This is a genomic window from Pseudomonas sp. PDM20, assembly GCF_014852575.3.
Lineage (GTDB): Bacteria > Pseudomonadota > Gammaproteobacteria > Pseudomonadales > Pseudomonadaceae > Pseudomonas.
The window spans coordinates 1,999,977-2,026,515 of the sequence record NZ_CM181224.1 but is presented as its reverse complement, the minus strand read 5'-3'; the positions used below and the strand labels follow the sequence as shown (position 1 = coordinate 2,026,515).

Annotated in this window: 17 protein-coding genes; 8 read left to right on the top strand and 9 right to left on the bottom strand. The window is 66.9% G+C overall.

Features of this window, described 5'->3' with window-relative positions; all coding sequences use genetic code 11:
• Nucleotides 1–120: 120 nt before the first annotated feature.
• Nucleotides 121–459: a hypothetical protein gene (locus IB261_RS09580; protein ID WP_192382147.1), complete on the top strand. Its 339-nt coding sequence runs from the start codon at nt 121–123 to the stop codon at nt 457–459.
• A 274-nt stretch (nt 460–733) separates the two neighbouring features.
• Here IB261_RS09580 and IB261_RS09575 read toward each other — a convergent pair whose 3' ends face one another.
• Nucleotides 734–1,021 carry a hypothetical protein gene (locus IB261_RS09575; protein ID WP_427871368.1) on the bottom strand — a complete coding sequence of 96 codons (288 nt, stop codon included), beginning with the start codon at nt 1,019–1,021 and terminating at the stop codon, nt 734–736.
• A 305-nt stretch (nt 1,022–1,326) separates the two neighbouring features.
• Here IB261_RS09575 and zwf point away from each other — a divergent pair, with 305 nt between their 5' ends.
• The 4 genes from zwf (at nt 1,327) to tkt (ending at nt 7,275) form a co-directional block, all read left to right on the top strand.
• Nucleotides 1,327–2,718 carry a glucose-6-phosphate dehydrogenase gene (gene zwf, locus IB261_RS09570; protein ID WP_192382143.1) on the top strand — a complete coding sequence of 464 codons (1,392 nt, stop codon included), beginning with the start codon at nt 1,327–1,329 and terminating at the stop codon, nt 2,716–2,718.
• Nucleotides 2,712–3,422 carry an HAD family hydrolase gene (locus IB261_RS09565; RefSeq protein WP_192382141.1) on the top strand — a complete coding sequence of 237 codons (711 nt, stop codon included), beginning with the start codon at nt 2,712–2,714 and terminating at the stop codon, nt 3,420–3,422. Before zwf ends, IB261_RS09565 begins: the two co-directional genes overlap by 7 nt.
• 106 nt (nt 3,423–3,528) lie before the next feature.
• Nucleotides 3,529–5,181 carry a phosphoglucomutase (alpha-D-glucose-1,6-bisphosphate-dependent) gene (gene pgm, locus IB261_RS09560; RefSeq protein ID WP_192382139.1) on the top strand — a complete coding sequence of 551 codons (1,653 nt, stop codon included), beginning with the start codon at nt 3,529–3,531 and terminating at the stop codon, nt 5,179–5,181.
• A gap of 21 nt (nt 5,182–5,202) precedes the next feature.
• Nucleotides 5,203–7,275, top strand: a complete 2,073-nt coding sequence (gene tkt / locus IB261_RS09555; RefSeq protein ID WP_192382137.1) for a transketolase — start codon at nt 5,203–5,205, stop codon at nt 7,273–7,275.
• On the opposite strand, the gene gnd is transcribed toward tkt, so the two are convergent.
• From gnd to IB261_RS09535, 4 genes are read right to left on the bottom strand one after another with little or no spacing between them, the layout of a single operon-like run.
• Nucleotides 7,262–8,167 (bottom strand): phosphogluconate dehydrogenase (NAD(+)-dependent, decarboxylating), encoded by a 906-nt coding sequence (gnd, locus tag IB261_RS09550; protein WP_192382134.1) that lies wholly within the window; start codon nt 8,165–8,167, stop codon nt 7,262–7,264. The two genes, tkt and gnd, sit on opposite strands and share 14 nt — an antisense overlap.
• 33 nt (nt 8,168–8,200) lie before the next feature.
• Nucleotides 8,201–9,712: a mercuric reductase gene (locus tag IB261_RS09545; RefSeq protein ID WP_225605998.1), complete on the bottom strand. Its 1,512-nt coding sequence runs from the start codon at nt 9,710–9,712 to the stop codon at nt 8,201–8,203.
• Complete coding sequence (locus IB261_RS09540) at nt 9,699–11,045, bottom strand: glucoamylase family protein (RefSeq protein ID WP_058487460.1); 1,347 nt, start codon at nt 11,043–11,045, stop codon at nt 9,699–9,701. Before IB261_RS09540 ends, IB261_RS09545 begins: the two co-directional genes overlap by 14 nt.
• An 8-nt stretch (nt 11,046–11,053) precedes the next feature.
• Nucleotides 11,054–11,200 (bottom strand): lmo0937 family membrane protein, encoded by a 147-nt coding sequence (locus tag IB261_RS09535; protein WP_192382130.1) that lies wholly within the window; start codon nt 11,198–11,200, stop codon nt 11,054–11,056.
• 172 nt (nt 11,201–11,372) lie between these two features.
• On the opposite strand from IB261_RS09535, the gene IB261_RS09530 reads away from it, so the two are divergent.
• A complete protein-coding gene (locus IB261_RS09530; protein WP_192382128.1) occupies nt 11,373–12,128 on the top strand; it encodes a Crp/Fnr family transcriptional regulator in 756 nt (251 codons plus the stop codon).
• Here the strand turns inward: IB261_RS09530 and IB261_RS09525 are convergent.
• From IB261_RS09525 to IB261_RS09515, 3 genes are all read right to left on the bottom strand, one after another.
• Nucleotides 12,074–13,279 (bottom strand): DesA family fatty acid desaturase, encoded by a 1,206-nt coding sequence (locus tag IB261_RS09525; RefSeq protein ID WP_192382126.1) that lies wholly within the window; start codon nt 13,277–13,279, stop codon nt 12,074–12,076. The genes IB261_RS09530 and IB261_RS09525 overlap by 55 nt on opposite strands.
• Before the next feature lie 77 nt (nt 13,280–13,356).
• Complete coding sequence (locus IB261_RS09520; protein ID WP_141679854.1) at nt 13,357–13,503, bottom strand: lmo0937 family membrane protein; 147 nt, start codon at nt 13,501–13,503, stop codon at nt 13,357–13,359.
• 168 nt (nt 13,504–13,671) lie between these two features.
• Nucleotides 13,672–14,508, bottom strand: coding sequence for a BON domain-containing protein (locus IB261_RS09515; RefSeq protein ID WP_192382124.1), 837 nt, complete (start codon nt 14,506–14,508; stop codon nt 13,672–13,674).
• Between the two features lie 584 nt (nt 14,509–15,092).
• Here IB261_RS09515 and IB261_RS09510 point away from each other — a divergent pair.
• Together IB261_RS09510 and IB261_RS09505 are read left to right on the top strand one after the other, a co-directional pair.
• Nucleotides 15,093–16,979, top strand: a complete 1,887-nt coding sequence (locus IB261_RS09510; RefSeq protein WP_160329389.1) for a class I SAM-dependent methyltransferase — start codon at nt 15,093–15,095, stop codon at nt 16,977–16,979.
• A gap of 87 nt (nt 16,980–17,066) precedes the next feature.
• On the top strand, nt 17,067–18,017 hold the full coding sequence (locus IB261_RS09505; protein ID WP_082996389.1) for a slipin family protein: 951 nt from the start codon (nt 17,067–17,069) through the stop codon (nt 18,015–18,017).
• Here IB261_RS09505 and IB261_RS09500 read toward each other — a convergent pair.
• Nucleotides 18,000–26,453 (bottom strand): glycoside hydrolase family 94 protein, encoded by an 8,454-nt coding sequence (locus IB261_RS09500; protein ID WP_318653050.1) that lies wholly within the window; start codon nt 26,451–26,453, stop codon nt 18,000–18,002. The genes IB261_RS09505 and IB261_RS09500 overlap by 18 nt on opposite strands.
• Nucleotides 26,454–26,539 lie beyond the last annotated feature (86 nt).

Genomic DNA, 26,539 nt, shown 5'->3' with positions numbered 1-26,539 from the left:
CGCACGACTCATCGGCGAGTTGCGCCTGGAGGCAAACACCTGGAATTGCGGCCATTTGTTTGCCGACGACTTGGAGCACGACGCGAACGAACGGCCCCCAGAACAATCACTGGAGGCAGCATGAGTACCTTTACCATCGAAGGCTGGTGCAAGGCTGGCAACGAACAGAAGGCCGTCGCGCTGGAAGGCATCCACTTCTGTCTGAATGGCAACGATCACCTGCTGCTGGAACAGGCGCAGGAACGCCTGCAAAGAACCCGTGAGCCGGACGTCATGGTCTACATCAACCTGGCCACGCTGGAACTGCGCCTACCGCCAGGCTATGGTCCCTTGTCCGACTGCGGGATGCGCGTTTACCTGGACTCGACCCAGCGCGGTCAGTTCCACTTGGTCGGCCACCGGGCCAGCGACGGCAGCCTCATCTATAGCAACGCGGTGCTGATTGATCAGTTGATCTAGATACGGCCACCCCGCATGACCACACTCGAGCCGGCGCTAGCAACGGTACTGGCGCGATCCAGCATACGCCATGACGGTACCCGGAAGACTTTGACAGCGGGCTAATTCTCCGACCATTTGCGCGCGTTTTCCGCGCGCGTGGCCGGGTCGTCCGCCCTTGGTGGTTGCCGGAGCGAACTCCTGGCAGTGCTTGCACTCACCCGGCCCCAAGCCCGCCGACAAAGTACCAAGGCGTGCCGCCATTGCCGTTTGAGAGCGGCCGCCACGGAGCGTTTCATGATACCTGCGGCTCCTGGCTCATCAGATCATCATCGCCGCGGGCGGCGTGACGTTCCGCTTCGGGGGTTCCCTTCGATGCCGTCGATGGGCGGGGCAACTCGGTATCCGCGGCCTGACGAAGAGCCTCGTCGGCGCGGGTCTTCGGGTTGGAGTAGTTTTCCGCCGGGGACAGCCGAGGTGCTTCGTGGCGGGGACCTTGTGGGTGGGATTGCCCCTTCGGGCGACTGGAGTCATTGTTCGGGCCTTGCTTGCCTGGCTTGTCCATGGTGACCTCTTGGCTCATCCCGCTCTCGCATCATTGCGAGGCGTCGGGGGTACTAACAATGGCAGCCCGCGGCCACCATGTCGGTGCGTTAGCACGCATACCCGGAGGCCAGAATTGTCTTCGCGGTGATCCTGTCCCCGTCGACCTCGGCCCGCCCCGCATCGGGGTGAGCGACCGGACTCGGCCACTGGGTGCGCTACCGAACAGACAGTGGAAGTCCGGGCTCGCAGGGTAGATACGCGACAGATCGCCTGGCGATCCCATCTCCAGGACGAAAAAGAGATGACAGTTGCGCTTTCCAGCCTCGAAGAAGGAGTACCCTGATGCCGACCGACCATTCGGATGCTTTCGTCTTTTTCGGCGTGCGGGGCGACCTGGCGCAAAAGAAAATCTTCCCGGCTCTGCAGGCTCTCACCCGTGCCGGCGAACTGGACATGCCGGTCATCTGCATCGCCCGCGCGGGCTGGACTTCGGGGCAGTTGCAGGAATGGGTGCGCACCAGTCTCGAAGAACACGGTGGAATCGATCGCGACGCCTTCGTCCGACTATGCAGCCGCCTGCGCTACATCGATGGCGACTACGACGATGCGCAGACCTATGCCCGGCTCAGGCAAGCCTTGGGCGACGCGGTCCGGCCGCTGTACTACCTGGGCATCCCGCCGAGCCTGTTCGACAGCGTGGCCCGGGCCCTGGCTGAATCCGGCTGCGCCGGCAACGCCCGGGTGGTCCTGGAGAAACCCTTCGGCCACGACCTGCGCTCCGCCCAGGCGCTGAACCGCTCGCTGCGCGAAGTCTTCCCCGAGCCAGCGATCTTTCGCATCGACCATTACCTGGGCAAGGAGGCGCTGCTGAACCTGCTGTACTTCCGCTTCGCCAACGCCTTCCTCGAACCGGTGTGGAACCGCAGCTACATCGACAACGTACAGATCACCCTGGCTGAGCGCTTCGGCGTGCCAGGCCGCGGCCATTTCTACGAAGAAGTCGGAGCGATTCGCGACGTGGTGCAGAACCACCTGCTGCAAGTCATCGCCCTGCTGACCATGGATGCGCCGCAGGGTACCGACAGCCGCTCGATGCGCGCCGAGAAGCTGCGGCTGCTGCAGGCCATGCGCCCGATCGACACGGCGCAGGCGGTACGCGGCCAATTCCACGGCTACCGGGACGAGCCGGGCGTCGCGGCGCACTCCCAGGTGGAGACCTTCGCCGCCCTACGCCTGTACATCGATACTTGGCGCTGGGCCGGCGTCCCCTTCTACATCCGTGCAGGCAAGTGCCTGCCACTGACTGTCTGCGAAGTCCTGGTGACGCTCAAACGCCCACCGCTGGCAGTGTTCGACGCGCGCCCGAAGGCCCGCCCGAACTATTTCCGCTTCCGCCTCGGCCCGCAGGTCACTCTCGCTACCGGCGCCTACGTCAAACGCCCTGGCGAAGCGATGCGCGGAGAGACCGTGGAACTAGTGGCGCACCATGCCCCAGGCAATGAGGAGCTACCCTATCAACGCCTGCTCGGCGACGCCCTGCGCGGCGATGCCACCCTGTTCAGCGGAGACGAGTGCGTCGAGGCGGCCTGGCGCGTGGTCGAGCCTATGCTGTGCCAGCCAGGCGTGCTGCACACTTACGCCACCGGCAGTTGGGGACCTGCGGCCGCGGCCAGCGTGCTGGACAGTGGCGACGACTGGTACGACCCGCAAGCGGAGGCCCTTTCGCCATGCTGAAACCGGTCCCACTGGTCTTCCTCGTCGACGTCGACAACACCCTGCTCGACAACGACCGCTTCATCGACGACCTCTCAGCGCACCTCGTCCAGGCCTTTGGCAGTGAGCAGAGCAAGCGCTACTGGAGGGCCTTCGACGAGTTGCGCAGCCAGCTCGGCTATGCCGATTACCTGGGCGCCGTGCAGCACCTGCGCAACGGCTGCGACAACGAGGAGGAGTTGCTGCGGATGTCCAGCTTCCTGCTCGACTATCCGTTCCGCGCACGGCTGTATCCCGGCGCCATGGCCCTGCTCGCGCACCTACGCACGCTGGGCCAGACGGCGTTGCTGTCCGATGGCGACATGGTCTTCCAGCCACGGAAGATCCAATGCTCCGGGCTGTGGGAGGCAGTCGGTGGCCAAGTCCTGATCTACGTTCATAAGGAACGCATGCTCGCGGCTATGCAGCGCCGCTTCCCGGCCCGCCACTACGTGATGATCGACGACAAGCCACTGCTGCTGGCAGCGATGAAACGCGCCATGGGTTCACGCCTGACCATTCTGTTCGTCCGCCAGGGCCACTATGCTGCCGAAGCCATCAACCGCCGCATCTCACCAGCGGCGGACATCAGTGTCGAACGCATCGGCGACCTCTGCGCACTGAACATGTCGGACCTGAGCATCGCCGCAGCGACCGACCTGGCGGCCAACGAGGACATGCCATGATACCGGCCCAGCAACTGCACGACCTCGACCGGCGGGACACCGAGCCGGGCAAGGTCTCGGCCGGCAGTCTGCCCCGGCACGCTGGCCAGTTACAGGAGCCCCTCCCATGAGCAACGGCATCAGCCCCCTGGCCGGACAGTTGGCCCCCGCCGCGTCGCTGGTCGACGTCGCCGCCCTGCTCGCCGCCTACGCCGACCTGCGCCCCGATCCGGCGGAACCGGCGCAGCGGGTCGCCTTCGGCACCTCCGGGCACCGCGGCATCCCGTTCGAGCGCAGCTTCAACGAGTGGCACGTGCTGGCGATCAGCCAGGCCATCTGCGACTACCGCAGGCTGCAGGGCATCGACGGCCCGTTATACCTCGGCGCGGACACCCACGCGCTGTCGCAGCCGGCATTCGAGAGCGCGCTGGAAGTGCTCGCCGCCAATGGCGTGGAAAGCATGATCGCCAAGGGTGGCGAGTTCACCCCGACGCCCGCCGTGTCCCATGCCATCCTGGCATACAACCGCGGGCGCGGCAGTGCGCTGGCCGACGGCATTCTCATCACTCCGTCGCACAACCCGCCGGACAATGGCGGCTTCAAGTACAACCCGCCCGACGGCGGCCCGGCTGCCGACGAGGTCACCGGCTGGATCGAGGCCCGCGCCAACGCCCTACTCTCCAGTGGCCTGCATGGCGTGCGGCGGATGCCCTTCAGCAGCGCCCGCCTCGCCGCCAACACCCATGGCCACGACTTCCTCCACACCTACGTCAATGATTTGGTCCGGACCATCGATTTCGCCGCGATCCGCGCCGCCGGTCTGCACCTGGGTGTGGACCCGCTCGGCGGCGCCGGAGTGCATTACTGGCGGGCCATCGCCGAGCGCTACCGCCTGGACCTCGACGTGGTCAGCGAAACCGTCGACCCGACCTTCGGCTTCATGCCGCTGGACTGGGACGGCAGGATCCGCATGGACCCCTCCTCACCCTACGCCATGCAACGTCTGCTGGCCCTCAAGGACCGCTACGACCTGGCCTTCGCCTGCGATACCGACCATGATCGCCACGGCATCGTCACCCGCGGCAGCGGGTTGCTGCCGGCGAACCATTACCTGGTGGTGATGATCGACTACCTGTTCCGCCACCGCCCACTGTGGCCCCCCTCGGCGGCCGTCGGCAAGACTCTGGTCAGCAGCGCGCTGATCGACCGCCTGGCAGCCCACCTCGGGCGGCGCCTGTACGAGGTGCCGGTGGGCTTCAAATGGTTCGTCGACGGCCTACTCGACGGTGCTCTGGGCTTCGCCGGCGAGGAAAGCGCAGGAGCCTCCTTCCTGCGCCAGGATGGCACGGTCTGGACCACCGACAAGGACGGTATGGTCGCGGCCCTGCTGGCTGCGGAACTCACCGCGCGCAGCGGCCGCGACCCCGGCCAGCGCTACCGCGAGATCGCCGACGCGCTCGGCGACCCGCTGGCCGACCGCGTCGAGGCGCCGGCCAGCGCCGAGCAAAAGGCGCGGCTGGCGAAGCTCTCGGCGGTCCGGCTGAACGCCGGCGAACTGGCCGGCGAGAAGATCACCCAGGTGCTCGACCGCGCGCCGGGCAACCAGGCGCCGATCGGCGGCATCAAGGTATGCGCCGCCAGCGGCTGGTTCGCGGCGCGACCATCCGGCACCGAAGCGATCTACAAGATCTATGCCGAGAGCTTCAAGGACCCAGCTCACCTGCAGGCCATCCTGCAGCAGGCGCAGGGCATGGTCGACAGCGCGCTCACGAGCCCTTGAACCCCGGCTGCGGAGGCAATCATGCCCAGCGTCCTCGATCGGCAATGCATCGATACCCTGCGTTTCCTCGCGGTGGACATGGTGCAACGGGCCAACAGCGGCCATCCCGGCCTACCACTGGGCGCCGCCCCCATGGCCTACGTACTGTGGACCCGCTGGCTGAAAACCAACCCGGGCAACCCGGACTGGCCCGACCGCGACCGTTTCGTCCTCTCCGCCGGGCATGGCTCGGCGTTGCTCTACGCCTTGCTGCACCTCAGCGGCTATGACCTGTCCCTGGAGCAGTTGCAGCGCTTCCGCCAATGGCGCAGCCAGACTCCTGGCCACCCCGAGCGCGGCCATACCGCCGGCGTCGAAATCAGCACCGGGCCGCTCGGCCAGGGCCTGGCCAACGCGGTGGGCATGGCCGTGGCCGAGGCGCAACTGGCCGCGAGCTACAACCGCCCCGGGCACAGCGTGATCGACCATCGCACCTTCGCCCTGGTCAGCGACGGCGACCTGATGGAGGGCGTAGCCAGCGAGGCCGCCTCGCTGGCCGGGCATCTCGCCCTGGGTAAGCTCACCTGCCTATACGACGACAACAGCGTGACCCTGTCCGCCGGTACCGCCATCGCCTTCAGCGAGGATCGCGCACAGCGCTTCGCCGCCTATGGCTGGCACACCCAGGCGGTCGAGGACGGCAACGACCTCGACGAGTTGGAGGCCGCCCTGCGCGCCGCCCAGGCGCAGGTTTCCCGCCCCTCGCTGATCCTGGTGCGCACGCACATCGGCTATGGCTCGCCCGAGCAGGACAGTTTCAAAGCCCACGGCGCGCCGCTGGGGGTCGAGGGCGTGCGCCTGACCAAAGCCAGGTTGGGCTGGCCTGCGCAACCGGCGTTTCTCATCCCGGACGTAGTCCTCACGCACTTCCGCCTGGCCCTGCAACGCGGTGCCGGTGACGAGGTGGCCTGGCGCCAACGCATGGCGGCCTACGCGCAGGCCTTCCCGGTGCTGGCCAAGGAGCTGGCGCAACGCCTCGATGCGCAACTACCGACCGACTGGGACGCCGACATTCCGGTGTTTCCCACCGACGCCAGCGGCCTACCCAGTCGCGATGCCTCCGGCCAAGTCATGAACGCCATCGCCGCGCGGCTGCCGGCACTGGCCGGCGGTTCCGCCGACCTCGATCCCTCGACTCGGACTGCTCTCAAGGGGCTGGGCGACTTCAACGCGGCGCCGGCAGCGGGCGAAGACCTGCAAGGCTCCGATAGCGCCGGCTGGAGCCGCTCGGGGCGCAACCTGCACTTCGGCGTGCGCGAACATGCCATGGGCGCCATGCTCAACGGCCTGGCTGCCCACGGCGGCTTCATCGCCTACGGAGCAACCTTCCTGGTGTTCTCCGACTACCTGCGCCCAGCGCTGCGCCTGGCGGCGCTGATGGGCCTGCACCTGGTCCACGTGTTCAGCCACGACAGCGTGGCCCTTGGCGAGGACGGCCCGACCCACCAACCGGTGGAGCATCTGGCCAGCCTGCGGGCGATCCCCGGCCTGCTGCTGATCCGACCGGCCGACGCCAACGAAACTGCTGTGGCCTGGCGGGTCGCCGTCGAGACCCGCGACCGCCCGGTGCTACTGGTGCTCAGTCGGCAGGCGCTGCCGACACTCGACCGCATGCGCTACGCCGCCGCCGAGGGGCTCAGGCAAGGCGCCTACGTGCTCAGCGACCCGGTGACCGGTCCGCCCGAACTGATCCTCCTGGCCAGTGGCTCGGAGGTAACGCTGATCCTCGCCGCCGCCAGGCGCCTGGCGGGCAAAGGCATCGCCGTGCGCTGCGTCTCGATGCCCTGCTGGGAACTGTTCGAAGCGCTACCTCAGGCCGAGCGCGAGGCTGTGCTGCCGTCTCAGGTAACGGCACGGCTGGCGGTCGAGTTGGGCGTGCGCCAGGGCTGGGAGCGATACATCGGCGCCCACGGCGAGATGCTCGGCGTCGAGCGTTTCGGTGCCTCGGCGCCGGCCGAGGTGTTGCTGCACGAATACGGCTTCAGCGTGGACAACGTCTGTGCCCGCGCCGAGGCGCTGCTCGCCCGCTGCCACACAGGCCCTATTCCTTCCTGAGCTCGTGGCCACCGAACTGGTTGCGCAGCACCGCCAGCAGGCGATCGGCGAAGGACTCGGGGTCGCGCGAACGTAGCCGGGCGATCAGCGCGTGGGTGATGACCGGTGCCGGCACGCCCAGAGCGATGGCCTCGTCCACCGTCCAGCGGCCCTCGCCGGAGTCGGCGACGTAGGGCGCGATGTCGTGTAGGCCCGGGTGTTCCGCCAAGGCCTTGGCGGTCAGCTCCAGCAACCAGGAACGTACTACGCTGCCATGGCTCCAGATATCCGCCAACTGCTGCAGGTCGAGGTCGAATTCGCACTTGTGGCGCAGGATCGAGAAACCTTCGGCATAGGCCTGCATCAAGCCGTATTCGATGCCGTTGTGCACCATCTTGGCGAAGTGCCCTGCCCCGGCAGGGCCAACGCATCCCCAGCCGCGGTCAGGCACCGGCGCCAGGCATTCGAACAGCGGGTACAGGCGCTCCACCACCGCCTCGTCGCCACCGATCATCAGGCTGTGGCCCTCAGCTAGGCCCCAGACGCCGCCGCTGGTGCCACAATCCACGTAGCCGATGCCATGTCCAGCGAAGGTCGCGGCCCGGCGCAGGCTGTCCTGGTAGTGGGAGTTGCCGCCGTCAACCAGCGTATCACCGGCCTGCAGCAGCGGCAGCAGGCCATCCAGGGTGGCGTCGGTGACCTCGCCGGCAGGGACCATTAGCCAGAGCACCCGCGGCGGCTGCAACTTTGCTACCAGTGCGGCGAGGGACTCCGCGGTTTGCGCGCCCTGCCCTTCGAGGGCCTTGCGGGCCTCGATCCTGGGATCGAAGCCGACCACCGGGTGCCCGCCGCGCCGCAGGCGCTGGGCCATGTTGGCGCCCATGCGCCCCAGTCCGATCATGCCGATTTTCATGGGAAGTCCTCCTTGCGGGCCGTGGGTAATCGTTCAACGCTCCAGCCAGCGCATCAGGCGCGCCCTGATCCGGGCCGACAGGCGAGTCCGAGTGTAGGCGTCGGCCGCCATGCGGATCGCCTCGGCCTGGGTCGGGTAGGCATGCATCACCCTGGACAGGCTACGCAGGCCAATGCCCGCAACCATGGCCAAGGTGACCTCGTTGATCATGTCGCCGGCATGCCGGGCGACTATGGTCGCGCCGAGGATCCGGTCGCTGCCTTCGCCGACGTGGATTTTCACGAAACCGTCGGTTTCGCCGTCGGTTACCGCACGGTCAACCTCGTGCATCGGGATGGTGAAGGTCTTCACCGGGATGCCCCGCTCGTTGGCCTCGCGCACATAGAGCCCGACATGGGCGATCTCCGGGTCGGTGAAGGTGCACCAGGGCACGACCAATGCGCTCATCCGCCGGCGGCCGCGGAACAGCGCGTTGTGCACGGCGATGTGTGCCGAGGCCGCCGCCGTATGGGTGTACTTGTGTTCCAGACAGACATCGCCGGCAGCGTAGACATTCGGGTTGCTGGTGCAAAGGAAATCGTCGACGCGGATGCCGTCAACGGCGCCGTGGTCGATGCCAGCGGCTGCCAGACCTAGCCCCTGCACGTTCGGCGAGTGGCCAATGCCGGTGAGGATGGTGTCGACCGCAAGCGTGTGCCGATAGTCGTCGCAGAGCAGCTCGACGCGCTTCTCCCCCGCCACCGCGCACACGCCCAGTATCTGGGTGTTCAGGCACACCGCGATGCCGTCGCGGGCGAAGGCGTCGGACAGCAGCTGCGCGGCATCGCGCTCTTCGTTACCGAGGAACAGCGGCATGTCCTGAACGATGGTGGTCCGTGAGCCGAGACGGCAAAAGGCCTGGGCCAGCTCGCAGCCCAGCGGGCCGCCACCAATCACCAGCAACCGCCGTGGCAGGTCGAGGAGGTCGAAGACGTTCTCGTTGGTCAGGTAGCCGGCCTCTGCCAGACCGGGAATCAGCGGCACACTAGGCCGGGCACCGGTGGCGACCAGAGCCTTGCGGAAGCGCAGCAGCTGCCCCTCGACTGCCAGCGTATCGGAGTCGACAAAACACGCCTCGCCGAAGAACAATTCGACGCCCAGCGCGCGCAAGCGCAGCGCCGACTCCGCCGCGCTCAGGTGGCCGCGAATATGCCGTACGCGTGCCATCGCCGCGGCGAAATCGACCTGGATATCCCCTGGTATTCGCGCGCCATAGCGCTGCGCATCGCGCATCTCGGCGTACAGACGGGCCGTACGGATCAACGTCTTCGAGGGCACGCAGCCATCGTTCAGGCAATCGCCGCCGATCAGCCGGCGTTCCACCAGGGCCACTCGCGCCCCCAGCGCCAGCGCGATTTTCGCGGCAGCCAGGCCGGCCGGACCGGCACCAACGATCACCAAGTGGTAGCGCCCGCTGGCGCGGGGGTTGCGCCAATGCAGTGGGGGCACGTTGGTCACCAGGCCCGTCTTGGCGGCAGCTTGCGGAGGCCGGTCATCGTCGGCCATCAGTTCGCTCCCCATGCACCAGCCAGCCGCCCTGGAAACCGGCGCGACGTAGGCCGGTGCGCAGATAGGGTGAGCGCCGCATCAGCTGCCAGAGCCCCTGGTTGCAGTGGTTCTCGATCATCAGCAGGACGATGCCCTGGTCCAATCCAAACTGCCCGGCAGACACCCAGGCACGCCCATCGGCTCCAGCCAGGCCTGGGTTGAAGCTGCTGGCCAAGCGCCCTTCGCGGCACATTTCCGGGTAGCACGCGAGCATGTGCCGTAGTGCTGGCAGAACGATTTCTGCGGCGAAGGGCAACGACGCCAGCAGCGCCGGCGCCGACAGTGAACCGTCATCGGGGCCGTAAGGCACGCCGCGGGCGGCATAGCCGAACAGCCGGCGGCGTTCGTTGGCTTGGTCGGTCTGTTCGTCGCTCGGCCCGTCGCAAGCCGACAGGCCCCAGCAGTTTTCCGCGTAGCCGGCAAACCCGTGTGGGTTGTGCCGCGCGTACTCGCGCTGGATGTAGGTGGCACGCCGGCTGTTCTCGAAGTAATCCGAGCGTTTCTCGCCCATGAACGGGTCGCGAATGCCGCGGAAGTCGATCCAGGCATGGGAGAACTGGTGGATGAACAGCGGCCCGGCATACAGGTAGTCGTGGTCGTAAAGGTTCTCCCACTGGTAGGTGGCGGTCCAGGCGCGGTAGCCGTCGGCAGCTATCGGCTGGCTGGGCGAGCCGAGGGCCAGCACATACAGCAGAATGGCCTCACTGTAGCCCTCCCAGCCGTAGTGCAGGAAGCCACACTCAGGCTTCCAGCCCTGACGGATGGTCGCTTCGCCGCCCTGCGCCCAACACCAGTCGACCCGCCGGTAGAGTTGCTCGACCAGATCGCGCAGTTCGTGTTCCGCGGCGTTGGCTCCGCTGAAGAACTCGCTGGCGGCGAACATCCCGGCGATCAGCAGCGCGCTGTCGATCATCGACAGTTCCGAACGCCAGGCCCGCGCGCCGCTACGGAAATCCAGAAAGTGGTAGTAGAAGCCCTTGTAGCCGCTGGCCATGGGGTCGTCGCTCTGCTCGCTGCTGGCGAAGAAGCGCAATGCCGCGAGACTGGAGCGCAGCGCTTCGACACGAGTCAGCCAGCCGTGCCGCACCGCCAGCGGGTAGGCGCTCAGGGCAAGACCGACCACCGCGATGCTCACCGGAGAGTCGGGCCGCGAGGTGTCGGCCACCAATCCGTTACGCGGATTTAGGTTTTCCCGGAAGTAGCTGAAAGCCGCACGCTGCAGGTGCTCCAGCAGCGCCTCGGCGGGCAGCGTGGAAAGTCGCGTCGGCGAATACGGGCTGCAAAAGTCCATTTCGCCGGCTATGACCGGAGCATCCGCTCGATCAGCAGCACCAGGGCGAGTAGCGCAAGGATCAGCAGGACGTGGATGAAACCACCCAGGATGTGCGAGGTCATCATCCCCAGCGACCACAGGGCAGCCAAGACGACCACTATGCCTTCGAGCATGCCGATTCTCCTCCCCTACCGCTGGCAGGGTTGCATGACAGCCCCAGCGTGCACGCCCGGAGCCGTGCTGGTCTGTGCGCCAGCGTACCCAGGAGCACTGGCTAACGGCGGCGCCAGGTGTATGCTGAACGGCGGGTGAGGTGAAAGGCTTCCACCGAGAAAGGATACGGCTATGCAAGAGTCCCCTTCCCCCCTGCAGAACCATTTGCTGGCCGCATTGCCGAGCACCGTGCAGGAGCGCCTGTTCCCCCACCTGGAGCTGCAGCACCTCGCCCTCGGCAAGGTTCTCTACGAGTCCGGGGACGCCATGCGCCACGTGTTCTTCCCCACCGACGCCATCATCTCGCTGCTGTACGTGATGGAAAACGGCGCCTCGGCGGAAATCTCGGTGGTTGGCAACGAGGGCCTGATCGGCGTCGCGGTGTTCATGGGCGGCGAAAGCACCCCGAGCCGGGCCATCGTGCAAAGCGCCGGCAATGTCTACCGGTTGTCCGGGCAACGCATCAAGGAGGAGTTCAACCGCCACGGCGAGATGCTCCAGCTGATGCTCCGCTACACCCAGGCGCTGATCACCCAGATGGCCCAGACTGCGGTGTGCAACCGTCACCACTCCATCGACCAGCAGCTCTGCCGCTGGCTGCTACTGTCCCTTGACCGCCTGCCGAGCAACCAGTTGACCATGACCCAGGAGCTGATTGCTAACATGCTCGGCGTACGCCGCGAAGGCGTCACCGAGGCCGCCGGCAAGTTGCAGAAGCAAGGGGTGATCGAGTACAGCCGGGGGCGCATCACCGTGCTCGACCGGGCCAAGCTGGAAGAGCTGAGCTGCGAGTGCTACGCGGTGGTGAAGAAGGAAACCGACCGCCTGCTGCCCTATGTCCCCACTTGGCCATCCGTCCCCTCCGGGGGGCAACGACGCAAGGAGTAGGTCCGCAGCAATCCGGCGAACTCGTGCAGCGCATGCAGTTGGCTGGCCTCCGCCTCGCTCACCCACTGCACGATGGCCTCGCCCAGCCCTGGCCCGGCGGCCCTGGCCCAGATCCGCTGCAGAGCCATGCGCCGTTCGTAGGCTACGCCCAGTACCCGACTCACTTCCAGCGTAGCGTTGACGAGCGCCTGCTGGTGCTCGTCGAGCAAGCTCGGCTCGCGCCCCAGCAGCCGCCGCGCGCGCCGGATCAAGCGACGCAGCGAGGCGTCGGCATTGGCCAGCTCCTGCGCCACCAGCGGCGCCATGACCTGCTTGCGGTACTGCGCCATGACCTGGAAGCGATCGTTGAAGATGGCCATGGCGGTGTCCGCATCCAGGCTCCGCTTGCCCTGCAGCCGATAGGCGACAGGCGCCACCCTTAGCGCCCGGGCCAGTCCCAGGCCGCTGAACAGGCGGATCCATGCCCAGCCCAGGTCGAATTCCCAGGATTTCACCGACAACTTGGCCGAGTTGGGATAGGTGTGATGGTTGTTGTGCAGCTCCTCGCCGGCCACCACCAGGCCCCAGGGCACCAAATTGGTGGCGGCGTCGCGGCATTCGAAGTTGCGGTAGCCGACGGCATGGCCGAGGCCATTGACCACGCCGGCGGCCCAGAAGGCGATCCACATCATCTGTACGGCCCATACGGTCAGGCCCGCCACACCGAACAGGGCCAAGTCGAGCAGCGCCATCAGCATCACCCCGCCATTGGGGAAGCGGCTATAGAGGTGCCGCTCCAGCCAGTCGTCCGGGCAGTTCTTGCCGTACAGGCGCAGCGTCTCCGGGTTCCTGGCCTCTTCGCGATACAGCTCCGCACCTTGCCAGACAACCCGGGACAGGCCCTTGTAGCGCGGACTATGTGGATCTTCGGCGGTTTCGCAGCGGGCGTGGTGCTTGCGGTGGACGGCGGTCCACTCGCGAGTGAGCATTCCGGTGCTCAACCATAGCCAGAAACGGAACACATGTTTCAGCGCGGCATGCAATTCCAACGAACGGTGCGCCGAGTACCGATGCAGGTAGAGGGTGACGCTGAGCGTGGTGAGGTGGGTGAGCAGCAGCGTGACGGCAATCAGTTGCCACACCGATAGATCAAGAAGGCCGGAATACCACATGGCGGCGTTGCCTCATGGTGAGTGCGGATGGCCCTTCGTGGAGCCACCCGCATGGCACTAGGCTCCGACTCCCGAGATCAGAGCCGCCGGCCCTGTAGCACCCGGAACACCACGGCCATGAGTGCCAGAATCAGCAGGATGTGAATGAAGCCTCCCAGAGTGTACGACGAGACCACCCCGAGCACCCACAGGACGATCAATAGAACCGCAATGGTTTCGAGCATTTTGACACCTCCGCTATCGACAGCTTCAGTCTGGGCAGCCCGGGCGCGCGTGTCTGTTCGTCAACGTACGCAGGAAAAAGCATCGAGGCCGGAGTCATTCATCAGGGGACGGCGCGCGCTCTTCCTGATCCTGCCGGAGCGGCGCGGCTCCGGTCCGGAGTTGGCGGATCAGTACCGCAGTCCCTTCGCCTGCACCTCCCTGACGCCCCGCACGTTGGACGCCAGCTCGATGGCCAGGCTCCGTTCCGCTCGGCTGCCCAGCCCACCGCTGAGGGTGACGATGCCATTGTGGGTGCTCACGGTAATATCCGAACTGCTGACGTTGCGCGAATACAGCAGGGTCGATTTCACCTTGGTGGTGATCCAACTGTCGGAGATGCCCTGCCCGGCGGCATTCACCGTGCTCTTGCCGGTGGCCAGCGCAGTTTTCGGCTGTTCAGCCTTGACCTGGATGCCGTTGTCCACTGCAACGACACCCTGGGTGGTCGAAGCCAGGCGGCCGGCCGCGGTACGTGCGGCGGAACTCGTGGCGGTGCCACGCAAGGTCACCTTGCCGGCGGTGGTTTCGACGTTGGTCGACAGGCCATCGGTGTATTTGCTCCACAGCAACTTCGACTTGACCGCGGTGGTAATGCTGGCGTCGTCGATCGTCTGGCCAAAACCACGGACGCCATCCTGCTTCGGCGGCAGATAGTCGGGCTTGACCAGGATCTGGTTGTCCACCGACTTGATCCCCTTCACCCCCATGGCGATCTGCGTCGCCAGGTCCTTGCTGGTGCTTTCCTCCACGGTGCCGCGCACGGTGGCCTTGCCGTCGAGCACCGAGACCTCGAGGCCGTTGTCACGCAGGTACGGGCTCAGGGAGTAAGTCGTGGCGATCTGCGATTCCTGCCGCGCGTCCATGACCTCTTGCGAGGTCGGGCTTGCGGCGAAGGCCGGGCCGCCCGCCGCCATCGCCATGGCGATGCAGGACGCCACCTGCAGTTTGCGGAAATAACTGTGCATGCTGTTTCTCCACCAGGGATAGCGTTGCGTCCGCCCCTGGGCGGCCCCGTCCCTGGGACCTGCCGCCCACTGCAGCACACGGCAGCACACGGCAGCACACGGCAGCAGCAGGACGGCAGGTTCGTACCTAGGGTTGGTGCAAGGTGCTGTGTCGGGTATACGCGCCACAACGGCACGTCGGCGACGTCTGTGGCCATCAGGTTTCCTTGGGCTCGGCCTTTTTCATGCCAGGCTTGGTTTCCTGCGTGCGTTCCGTGCGGGTATCGGTCGGTGACTGCGGATGAGTCTTTTCAGCGGCCTTGGGAAGGCCGCTACCAGGGTTGTGCTTGTTCGTTCTGTTCATACTGACCTCTGTGTGCCGGGATTCGCGAAACTGCGAGGAAACCGGGAATGAGACAGTGACAGGCGTGCCCCCGGGCGTCGGTGCGCCGACGCATTTATCCGCAGCAAAAGGCTGCGATAGCGCCCGGAGACCTGCCCTACGTGCGCTAGCAGACAGACCGCCGCTGCCGCCGTTACGGATGCTAGAAGCTCAGTCCGAAGGCCCATTCCCGAGCCTTCGCCCTCACCGATCGGGGACCAGCATGAAGCTGCTCAAGTTGGAGCACAGCCCGGCAGCCTACCTCGCCGACTTCATTCTCTATGGCCTGGCCAGCCTGGCCCTCGCGGGCCTGCTCGCAGCTTTCTGCCCACCCGTGCTGCGTCTGCAGAGCCTGCTCCTCGCGCTGCTCGGCCTGCTTGGCTGGACGCTGCTCGAATACCTGCTGCACCGCTTCGTGCTGCATGGCCTGCAGCCATTTCGCGACTGGCACCTGCAGCATCACCGACGCCCCACCGCGCTGATCGGCATACCCGCGCTGCTCAGCGCCCCGCTGATGGCGCTGCTGGTGTTCCTGCCGGCCCTGCTGCTGCTCGATGTCTGGCGCGCCGGGGCGCTCACCCTCGGCGTGCTCGTCGGCTACCTGCTCTACTCAATCACCCATCACGCCCTGCACCACTGGCACGGCATAGACAATCGCTGGCTGTCACGGCGCCGGCGCTACCACGCCTGGCACCATGGCACGCTGGCGCAGCCTGGCCACTACGGGGTGACCAGTGGCTTCTGGGACCGCCTGCTGGGCAGCGACCGCCAGGCGCTGGTGCGCGGCCGGCCCACACCGGGCGCAGTGAAGGCGGCCGGATTGGCGCCACCACGCTCGCTGGCCGCCGAAGCCGCGGGCCGGTTGTTGCAACGCCTGCTGCGCGGTACCGGCGCGAGCTTCGCCATCCGCCTGTGGGACGGCGACGAACTGCATTTCGGCAACGCCGGGGCACCGCGCTTCACCCTGGTCTGCCGTACTCCCGCGGCGGTCCAGGCTCTGGTGCTGGGGCACGACCCACTGCGCCTGGTCGAGTCCTACTTGCGCGACGACATCGACGTCGAAGGCGACCTGTTCGCCGCCATCGGCATGAAGGATTTGCTGCAGGACAACCCACTGCCCTGGCACCAGCGCCTGCGCATCGGCCTGGAGGCCTTGCGGCTGCCTTGTGCCGGCAGCGGCGAAACCCTCACCGGAGGCTACCGGCGCCCGGTGAGAAGCCATACGAAGCAAGAGAACCGCGACGCCATCGCCTTTCACTACGACGTCTCCAATGCCTTTTACGGCCTCTGGCTAGACGCCGACATGGTCTATTCCTGCGCCTACTTCGAACACCCCGGCGACAGCCTGGAGCAGGCCCAACACGCCAAGCTCGAACACATCTGCCGCAAGCTGCTGTTGCAACCCGACGAGCAACTGCTGGACATTGGTTGCGGCTGGGGCGCGCTAATCATCCACGCCGCCCGCTATCACGGCGTGCGCGCTCACGGCATCACGCTCAGCCGCAAACAGCTGGAATTGGCCCGCGAACGCATCGCCCAGGCAGGCCTGGACGACCGGGTGACGGTGGAGCTGTGCGACTACCGCGACCTTGAAGGCGCCGCCCGCTACGACAAGATCGCTAGCGTCGGCATGTTCGAGCACGTCGGGCTGGCCAACCTACCGCTGTACTTCGCCACCATGCAGCGCCAACTCAAGCCTGGCGGGCTGTTCCTCAACCACGGAATCACCAACACCCGCGAGGGCTGGAAAACCACCACCGGCACCCGCTTCATCAACCGCTACATCTTCCCCGACGGGCAACTGGATAGCATCGGCAACATCCAGCGCGCCATGGAGCGCGCGGACTTCGAGATCACCGACGTCGAGGCCCTGCGCCGTCATTACGCGCTGACACTCAGGCACTGGGTCGCGCGCCTGGAACAGCACCACGCGGAGGCCTTGCAGCACGTCACCGAGCCAATCTACCGCACCTGGCGCCTATACATGGCGGCCAGCGCGCTGGAATTCGAAGCCGGCGGCCTCGGCATCTACCAGATTCTCGCCAACCGCCGCGCCGACGGCGCCGCCAGCCCGCTGCCGCTGACCAGGCGGCACCTGTACGCACAGTGACAGTGCCAAGGGTATCGCATAGACGAGTGAACGCCCCACGCGCAGCGTCAAGAGAGCCCCCATCATCGCACCGTCGGAGGTCCCACCATGAACCCCATCACCCTGTTCATCGTCACCGTACTCACGGCCATCGGCGCCGTGCTCTTCTACAACGACCACCTGGCGGCCGGCATCGCCCTGCTGGCCAGCGCCCTGGTGGTCTCGCAGGCACTGAAGATGGCCAATACCTGGCAGAAATTCGTGGTGCTGCGCGCCGGCAAGCTGCAGGGTGTCCACGGCCCGGGCCTGTTCGTCATCGTTCCGGTGCTGGACAGCGTGGTCGCGGTGATCGACGAGCGCATCCAGACCACCGCCTTCAACGCCGAACAGGCGCTGACCCGCGATACCGTGCCAGTGAACGTTGACGCCATCATCTTCTGGCACGTGCATGACGCCCGCAAAGCCGCGCTGGCAATCACCGATTACCGCCAGGCCATCGACCGCGTGGCGCAGACCTCGCTGCGCGAGATGATCGGTTCGTCGATGCTCGCCGCATTGCTTTCCGACCGCCGCAGCTCCGACCGGCAGCTGTGCCGAGAGATCGGCGAAAAGACCCTGGAATGGGGCGTGACCGTCACCTCGGTGGAAATCCGCGACGTGGCCATCCCGGAAGCCTTGCAGGATGCCATGTCGCGCCAGGCCCAGGCCGAACGCGAGAAGCAGGCGCGGATCATCCTCGGCTCGGCCGAGGCGGAAATCGCCGGGCGCTTCGTCGAGGCCGCCAAGGTCTATGCCACCCAGCCCTCGGCCCTGCAGTTACGGGCGATGAACATCATCTACGAGACCACCAAGGAACGCGGCACGACCATCCTGATTCCCAGCGCGATGGTCGACAGCATGAACCCGGCCGCCGTCGCCGCGTCCCTGGCGGCACAGCCAGGCGTGGTCTACGCCGGTGTCGGGCCGGCGTACGAACGGCCCCATGGCAATGGCCAGACGCCCGAGGAAAGACGCCAGGCCGCCCGCCTCAACGAAGCGCTGTCAAAGGAACAGTTGTAGATGGTGCTCGCCCGTCTCCAGCCGGACGCGTATCGTGCCCTCATCGCAAAGCAGCGGCCTGTCGTCGAGCAGCGCCCGCTGTATTCCCCGACAGCGCAGTCCGGCGGACACCAGGCTGATCTCGTAGCGGCAGCCTTCCAGCGAAACAATGGCCTCGAAGCCCGGCCAGTCCCTCGGGATGCACGGGTCCATGACCAAGTTCGCGCCCTCCCGGCGCAAACCGAGAATGCCCTCCACGCCTGCCCGGTACATCCAGGCGGCGGAGCCGGTGTACCAGCTCCAGCCACCCCGCCCGATGTGCGGGGCGACAGAATAGACATCGGCGGCGACCACATAGGGTTCGACCTTGTAGCGCTGCACTGCATCCGGCGTAAGCGCATGGTTGATCGGGTTGAGCAGCGCGAACAGCCTGGCGGCCTTGTCGCCCTCCCCCAGGCGCGCCAGCGCGAGGATATTCCACATCGCCGCGTGGGTGTATTGCCCGCCGTTCTCGCGCACGCCCGGCGGATAGCCCTTGATGTAGCCGGGGTCACGCTGCGTGTGGTCGAAGGGTGGGGTGAACAGTAACGCCAGGCCGTCTTCCTGGCGGATCAGCCAGCGCTCCAGGGCATCCATGGCGATGGCCGCGCGTACCGGGTCGGCGCCGCCGGAGAGCACCGCCCAGGACTGGGCGATGGCGTCGATCCGACATTCCTCTCCGGCTGCCGTACCTAGCCAGGCGCCGTCGTCGAAGGTCGCCCGGCGATACCACTCGCCATCCCAGGCGTCGCGCTCCAGGGCGTGCTGCAGCCCCCCCGCATGTTCGCGCCAGCGCTCGGCACGTTCGTCGTCACGGCCATCGGCCAGGGCGGCGAAGCGCTCCAAGGTATGCAGAAGCAGCCAGCCCAGCCAGACGCTCTCGCCCTGGCCACCTGCGCCGACGCGGTTCATACCGTCGTTCCAGTCACCGCCTCCGATCAGCGGCAGGCCGTGGGCGCCGGTCAGTTCCAAGCACTGGTCGAGGGCGCGGGCGCAGTGCTCGAACAGCGAGGCGCTCTCCTCCGCCGGCAGCGGCTGGAAGAACGCATCGCTCTCGCCGGGGTGCAGTTGCGGCCCTTCGATGAAGGCTACCGACTCATCCAGTACAGCACTGTCGCCCGAAGTCTCGATGTAGCTGGCACAGGCATAGGCCAGCCAGACCCGGTCGTCGGAGATCCGCGTACGCACGCCCTGCCCCGTCTGCGGCAGCCACCAGTGCTGCACGTCGCCCTCGACGAATTGCCGGCCGGCGACGCGTAGCAGATGGCGGCGGGTTTCCGCCGGGCAGGCGAACGACAGCGCCAGGCAGTCCTGCAGCTGGTCGCGGAAGCCATAGGCGCCGCTGGCCTGGTAGAACGCCGAGCGCGCATGGATGCGGCAGGCCAGGGTCTGGTACAGCAGCCAGCCATTGAGCATGAGGTCTATGGCGCGATCCGGTGTGCGCACCCGGACCGCGCCGAGCAGCCCTTCCCAGTGCGCAGTCACCGACGCGAGCAGCGCATCCAGGTCGGCCACGCGGTAACGCTGGAGCAGTTCGCGCACCTCACCGACTGAACTGGCCTGGCCTAGCAGGCCCAGCACCTCGACCGACTCGCCGGCAACCAGTTCGACCACGCACTGCAGGGCCGCGCAGGGATCGAGCCCGGAGCCGCAGGCCCCGGTCAATGGCACAGAGCCCAGCAGCGCCTGTGGCGCCGCCAGGCTGCCGGTATAGCCGATGAACTCGCTGCGGTTGGCGCTCCAGGCGCTCTGCCGGCCGCCGAGGTCGGCGAAGGCTAGCGGGTCGGCAAAGGCGATACTCCAGGGGTTGCGCGCCAGCAACGCGCCGCTGGCGGCATCCACCTCGGTCTGGATGAACGGCGCCGATGACCCGCGCGCGGTCCCTAGCACCCACTCCACGTACGCCGTGACCGAGAGCCGGCGCGTGCGTCCGGAGGTGTTGCGCAGGGTCAGCCGGGAGATTTTCAGCGGATCGTCCAGCGGTACGTACTGCAGCAGTTCCGCCTCGATGCCGTGGGCGCAATGGCTGAAGCGGCTGTAACCGAAGCCGTGTACACAGTGGTAGACCCCTCCATCGCGGATCGGCTGCGCGGTGACACTCCACAGCGCCCGACTCTCCTCGTCGCGGATGTAGAAGGCCTCGCCCGGCGGATCGACGACCGGGTCGTTGGACCAAGGGCTGAGCTGGTTGTCCCGGCTGTTGCCGGCCCAGGTGTAGCCACTGCCCTCGGCCGAGACCTGGAAGCCGAAAGCCGGGTTAGCGACTACGTTGATCCATGGCGCCGGGGTGGTGCGCTCGCCGTCCAGGTCGATGCGGTACTCCCGGCCGTCGCGGTCGAAACCGCCCAGGCCGTTGAAGAACTCCGGCCGCTCGCCGTTTTCACCGGCGGCCGCCGGCAAGACCGGGGCGATTGCCTGCGCATGCCTGGTCGGTGGCACGCGCAGCTCGGCCGGCGGCAGGTGGCTGAGCTGTGCTGCGATCAAGCCGCGCCGTGCCGGCAGGCTGACCCGCGCCACCGATTGCAGCAGCTCCCGTGCTTCCAGCGTCATCAGGTCGGCGCGCAGGGTATACACGCCACCGCGCAGGGCCTGACCGTTGGCACGCGGACGCGACGGGCTGCTGCGCACGGCGGTCTCGATGGCCACCTGCAGGTCCTGCACATAGGACGAGGCGCGTTCGTTGACAATCACCAGGTCGATGTCCAGGCCCTTCATGCGCCAGTATTCGCGGGCACGCAGCAATTGCCGCACCAGTGCCAGGTCCTCGATCTCGTCGATGCGCAACAGGACGATCGGCAGGTCGCCGGAAATCGCTAGCGGCCACAGCCCCGACTGGCGCCCGGCGCCGCGCCGGAGCGCCTCGGGCGGCGCGCGGAAACGCCGGTCGGCGTACAGGATGGGCGCAGCCAGGCGCTGGAAGTCCGCGGCTTCCTCGACGTCGATGCCGAGGTCGCGCAGCTCTACCTGGGCCTGGGTCCAGGCCAGGGTCTTGGCGCGTTCGAAAGCGCTGCGCTCGTGGTGCTTGTCGATCAGGTCCAGCAGCGCCTCGCGGGAGCCCGCCACCAGGGTCCAGAACGCCACCCGCGCGACCTTGCCCGGCGCCACCCGCAGGCGCTGGCGCAGCGCGAAGATCGGGTCGAGAACACTGCCCTGGCTATTCGACAGCGGCCGGTGCGCATGGATAGCCTGCGCTTCGCGCAAGCTGCGGCCTCTGCCGAGGAAGCGGGCGCGGTCGGACTCGTACTGCGGCTCAGCGGTCAGCTCGCCCTCGACCACAGTGAAATGCGCCGCCCACACCGGCTTATCACCAGGCGAGCGCGGGCGGCGGGTAGCCATCAGCGCGCCGAACTCGGCGAGGTACTCGGTCTGCACGAACATCCGCGAGAACACCGGGTGGGCAGCATCGGCGGCCGGGGTCGCGAGCACCACCTCGGCATAGGAGGTCAGCTCGATTTCCCGCGGGCGGCGACCGTGGTTGGTCAGCGAAACCCGTCTCACCTCGCCGTCGTCCTCGCCGGACACCAGTACATCGAGGGTGGTCACCAGCGAAGCGTCGCGCTGGATGAACTCGGCGTGGTCCTCGTCGAACAGCACCTCGCCGTTCTCCACCGCCTGCCCGCTGGGCTGCATGGTTGGCGACCACAGCGCCCCGCTCTGCATGTCGCGCAGGAAGATGAAGCTGCCCCAGTCGTCGCGGGTGGCATCCTCGCGCCAGCGGGTCACGGCGATATCGCCCCAACGGCTGTAGCCGCCACCGGTGGCGGTGAGCATCAGCGCGTAGCGGCCGTTGGAGAGCAGATGGGTAATGGGCGGTCCGCCGAGCGCAGCCTCGACACGGCGCAGCGTCGACACCTCGCCACGGCCCTCTCTGGCCGACACCGTGACCTCCTCAGCGCGCGGATGGGCCAGCGCCACATCGCGCGGCACGCGCTCCTGCAACAGCAGCTCACTGGCCTGGATCATCGGCTCGCGGTGCAGGCGGCTACGCATGCACCCGTCCTGCAGAGCATTGGCGATGGCGACGATGCTCATGCCCTGATGGTGGGCCATGAAGCTTCGCACGATCGCCACGCTTTCCTCGTCCTGCAACCGCGAACGGGTGAAGTCCAGCGCTTCGTAGTAGCCGTAGCGGCCGAGCGCACCGATATCAGACAGTCGTTCGAAATTGCGCTGTGCCGCCTGCGGGTCGACCATCGCCGCCAGTGCCGTGGCATAGGGTGCGACTACCACGTTCTCGGCCAGCCCACGCTTGAGGCCAAGCCCCGGCACGCCGAAATTCGAATACTGGTAGGTGAACTCCAGGTCGCGGGCGTTGTATGCCGACTCCGAAATGCCCCAGGGGATGCCCAGGGTGGTGCCATAGGCCTGCTGCTGCGCCACCACGCACCAATTGCTCCGCTCCAGCAAGCTGCCGGCCGGTGCGCGCATGACCAGCGATGGCATCAGGTACTCGAACATCGAACCGGACCAGGAGATCAACGCCGAACCACCGGCCACTGGTGTCGCGGTACGGCCCAGATGGAACCAGTGGCGGGTCGGTAGGTCGCCCTTGGCGATAGCGAACAGGCTGGCAAGGCGCGCCTCGGAGGCCAGCAGGTCGTAGCAACTCGGGTCGAGGCGATTGTCGTCCACGGAATAGCCGATCGACAGTAGCTTGCGTTCCGGGTTGAGCAGGAAGCCGAAGTCCATCTCCAGCGCCAGCCGTCGGGCAGTGTCGGCCGCGGCCTGCAGGCGCTCCGCCAGAGCGTCCCGATAGACCGGCAGACGATCGCGGCTGTGCTCGACCAAGGCCTTGCGCAGGGCCTCGATCCAGTACAGCAGGTCGCTCACAGCGCCCTCTTCCCCAGTCGGCACCAGGCAACCGGCCGCCTTGGCAGCCTTCTCGGCCAGGCGCCCGAGGCTCGGCAGCAGCACATCGAGCGCCTGCGGACCGCTCAGGGCAACGTGGATTTCTTCCAGCTCGGCCTGCAATTGCCGCAACGGCTCGCCACCGACCAGCGGCTGCCCAGCGATGCCATTGGTGACCTGTAGCGCCAGTTGCAGGTCATCCAGCAGGCCCTGACGCGCCTGGGCCACCGTTGGCTGGTCGCACCATTGCTCGCAGGCATTGGCGAGCACGATCAGGTGCCCGGCGAGGTTGCCGCTGTCTACCGAGGACAGGTACATCGGATCAAGGATGCGCAGGTCTCGGGTGCCGTACCAGTTGAAGAAATGGCCGTGGCTGCGCGGTAGTTTCTCCAGCACCGCCAGGGTGCCCTCCAAGCGCGCCAGCGTCTCGTGGGCGCCAGCCCAGCCGAAATCGCGCGCGGCCACCGTTGAGAGCAGGTAGAGGCCGATGTTGGTCGGCGAGGTGCGATGCGCCAGTACCGGCTTAGGCTGCTCCTGGAAATTGTCCGGTGGCAGCATACTGTCCGCCGGAGTAACGAAAGTCTCGAAGAAACGCCAAGTACGCCGGGCAGTCAAGCGCAGGGCCTCGGCGTCCTCCAGCGACAGGCTCAGCCGCTGGGCCATACGAGTTGGCCGGCTGCTGTACCAGGCGAGAACCGGTGCGCCCAGCCAGAGCAGCGTCAGCGGCAGAACCAACGGCCAGTTCGTCGGCGCCAGGGCTAGCCCGGCGAGCCCCGCCAGCAATGCCAGCGTGGTGCCCGCTGCCATCTGCCGGTAGCTGCCGCACCAACCGGGCATTGGCCGGCTCGACGACTGCGCGGCCGTGGTCCACTCCAGCAGGTGCCGTTGGCTGACATACGTTCGCCACAGGGTACGGACAATAGCATCGCCCATGCTCCATGCCTGGTTGGGCAGAAAGGCCAGCGACAGAAGCATCTGCAGCGCAGTACGGCGTAGGTCGGCCCCGAGCATGGCGAAGTGACTGCGCAGGCAGATCGCCCTGCGTGCCGGCAACAGCGCGCAGGCGATCGGTAGCAAAGAAGGGATCGCCTGGGTGACCAGCACCAGCAGTGTGGCGAGCAGCGCCAGGGGAAGCGGCAGCCACCAGCAGAGCAGCAGGCTAGCTAAGGCGAAGGGTGAGACCAGCGAGCGACGCAGGTTGTCGAGCATCTTGCAGCGGCCGATCAGCGGGACCGCATGCGGTCCCGTCCAGTGCCCGAGCATCCAGGGCAGCAGTTGCCAGTCGCCGCGGGTCCAACGGTGCATGCGCTTACTAGCCACGTCGAAGCGCGACGGCGACTCCTCGACCACCTCGACGTCCGAGGCCAGCCCCGCGCGGGCGAAGATGCCTTCGAACAGGTCGTGGCTGAGCAGGCGATTATCCCCTACCCGGCCGGCCAGCGAGGCCTCGAAAGCATCCACGTCATAGATACCCTTGCCGGTATAGGAACCCTCGCCGAACAGGTCCTGATAGACGTCCGATACGGCCGCCGCGTATGGGTCCATGCCGGCGGGGCCAGAGAACACACGCTGGTACAGCGAGCCCTCGCCGCCTATCGGCAGCGACGGCGTCACCCGAGGCTGGAGCACCGCGTGGCCGTTGACTACGCGTTGCAGCGCCGCGTCGAAGCGCGGCCGGTTCAACGGATGGGCCATCTTGCCGATCAGGCGTATCGCCGCCTCCCGTGGCAGGCGGGTATCGGCGTCGAGGGTGATGACCAGTTGCACGTGGGACGGGACCCGTGGCGGCTCCCCGGCGACCGGCAGGAAGCTGGTATCGGTTGCGCCACGCAGCAGGCGGTTCAGCTCATGCAGCTTGCCGCGCTTGCGCTCCCAACCCATCCAGCAATTCTCGGCGGCATTGAAGCGCCGACTCCGGTAGAGCAGAAAGAAGCGCTGGCCGTCGGGGCCGGGGCCATAGCGTCGGTTCAGGCGCTCAATCGCCTCGGCCGCCACCGCGAGCAAAGGCCCATCGCTGTCCAGTACCTCCTGTTGCGCATCGACCCCATCCAGCAGCAGGACGAACGCCAGGTCGCCGCCGATGCCCGCCAGATGGTGCACCTCCAGACGCTCAATCTGCTCCAGCAAGTCGGCCTCGCTGGTCAGCAGCGTCGGTACGGCGACCAGCGTACGCAAAGCCTGCGGTACGCCGCCCAACAGTTCCAGCGCCGGCAGGGTTATGGCGCCGAAGCTCCAGGTGACCAGGCGGTTGATCAGGGCGGTTGCCGCCTCGGTCACCGGCACGCACAGGCACAGCAGGAACGCCAGTATCCAGCCCCAGGGGAGTGCCGGGCGGTATAGGAGCTGCGCCGCCAGCACCAGCAACAGGGCGCTGAGCAGCAGGATGGCGCCGATGTAGCCGCCTATGCCCTGGCGTACGTTGAAGCGACTCAGGCACAGACGCAACGGCGCGCGGAACGCGATGGCACGTTCCAGCGCCGGACGCCCCTCGGCAATCAGGTGAAAGCCCGGATCGGTGGCGCGGCGGGCCTCGACACCTTCCTGTCCGTCATGGGCAGCCCGGTGGGTGGCCTCCAGTACCTGATCGACCACTTGCAGTTCACTGAGCCTGCAGCCTCGTGCCAATTGCTCGATGGCGTTGCGATAGAGGTTGCGGGTTGGGAAATCCATGGCAGCAAAGGCACTGCCGGCACGCAGATGCGCATCCACCAGGCTGACGCTCTCGAACAGCCGGGCCCAGTCGATGTCGGAAATCAGCCGCATGCTGGTGATCACGTTGCGTACCGTAACGTTCGAGGCACCCTGGCGTTGCTGCGCGTGTTGCACCACCTCTTCGACCGTGGTGCCCTGCTCGCGCAAGCGCTCCTCCAGCCAGCCGAGCGTGGGGGTCGTACGCGGATCCTGGTCGCGCAGGCGCTTGGCCAACTGCGCGGCGAACAGCTCGGACAGCGGCCCCCGCGGACGCTGAGCGATGTCCGCATCCAGCGCCGAACGGGCGCACCCGGCTACCAGCAGGCGGTCGGCCAGCGCATCGGCGTCGGCCCGGGTCTCCCGGCCGCTGCCGATCTGTTCGGCGAGCCGTCGCAGGTTCTCGATCAGCACGATGCGCAAGGTGATCGCCACCGCCCACAGCTCGCCGATGGTCAGCGGCTGGACGTGCTGGTAGGCAGTGATGAAGCGCCGCAGCAGATCCACGTCCAGGTGGCTGTCGGTATGTGCGACGAAGGCCCAGGCCAGCCCGAAAACTCTCGGGTAGCCGGCGAACGGCCCCTCGGCGAGCTTGGGGAGTTGCCGATAGTAGCCCGGCGGCAGGTCATCGTGGATCTCGCGGATCTGCTCTTCGACGATGTGGTAATTGTCCAGCAACCATTCGGCAGCGGGCACCACCGCATGACCACTCTCCAGTTCAGCGGCACTGGCCCGGTAGGCCGCCAGCAGGACAGCGGCGTTGTCGTTCATCCGAACATGCAGAGGCAGCACCGACGGCGGATGCTCAGTCACCTGCTGGGCAAGGGCCAGGCTTTGAGCATGCTGTTCGAGTCGCTCGACGCCGAACAGTTCTTCGCGCACAGGGGTCAGGCTGTCCCAGGGAGGGAATGAACGGCTACGGACAAAGGCCCGTCGAAAAAACGATGTCATAGGCAGGACTCCGGGTC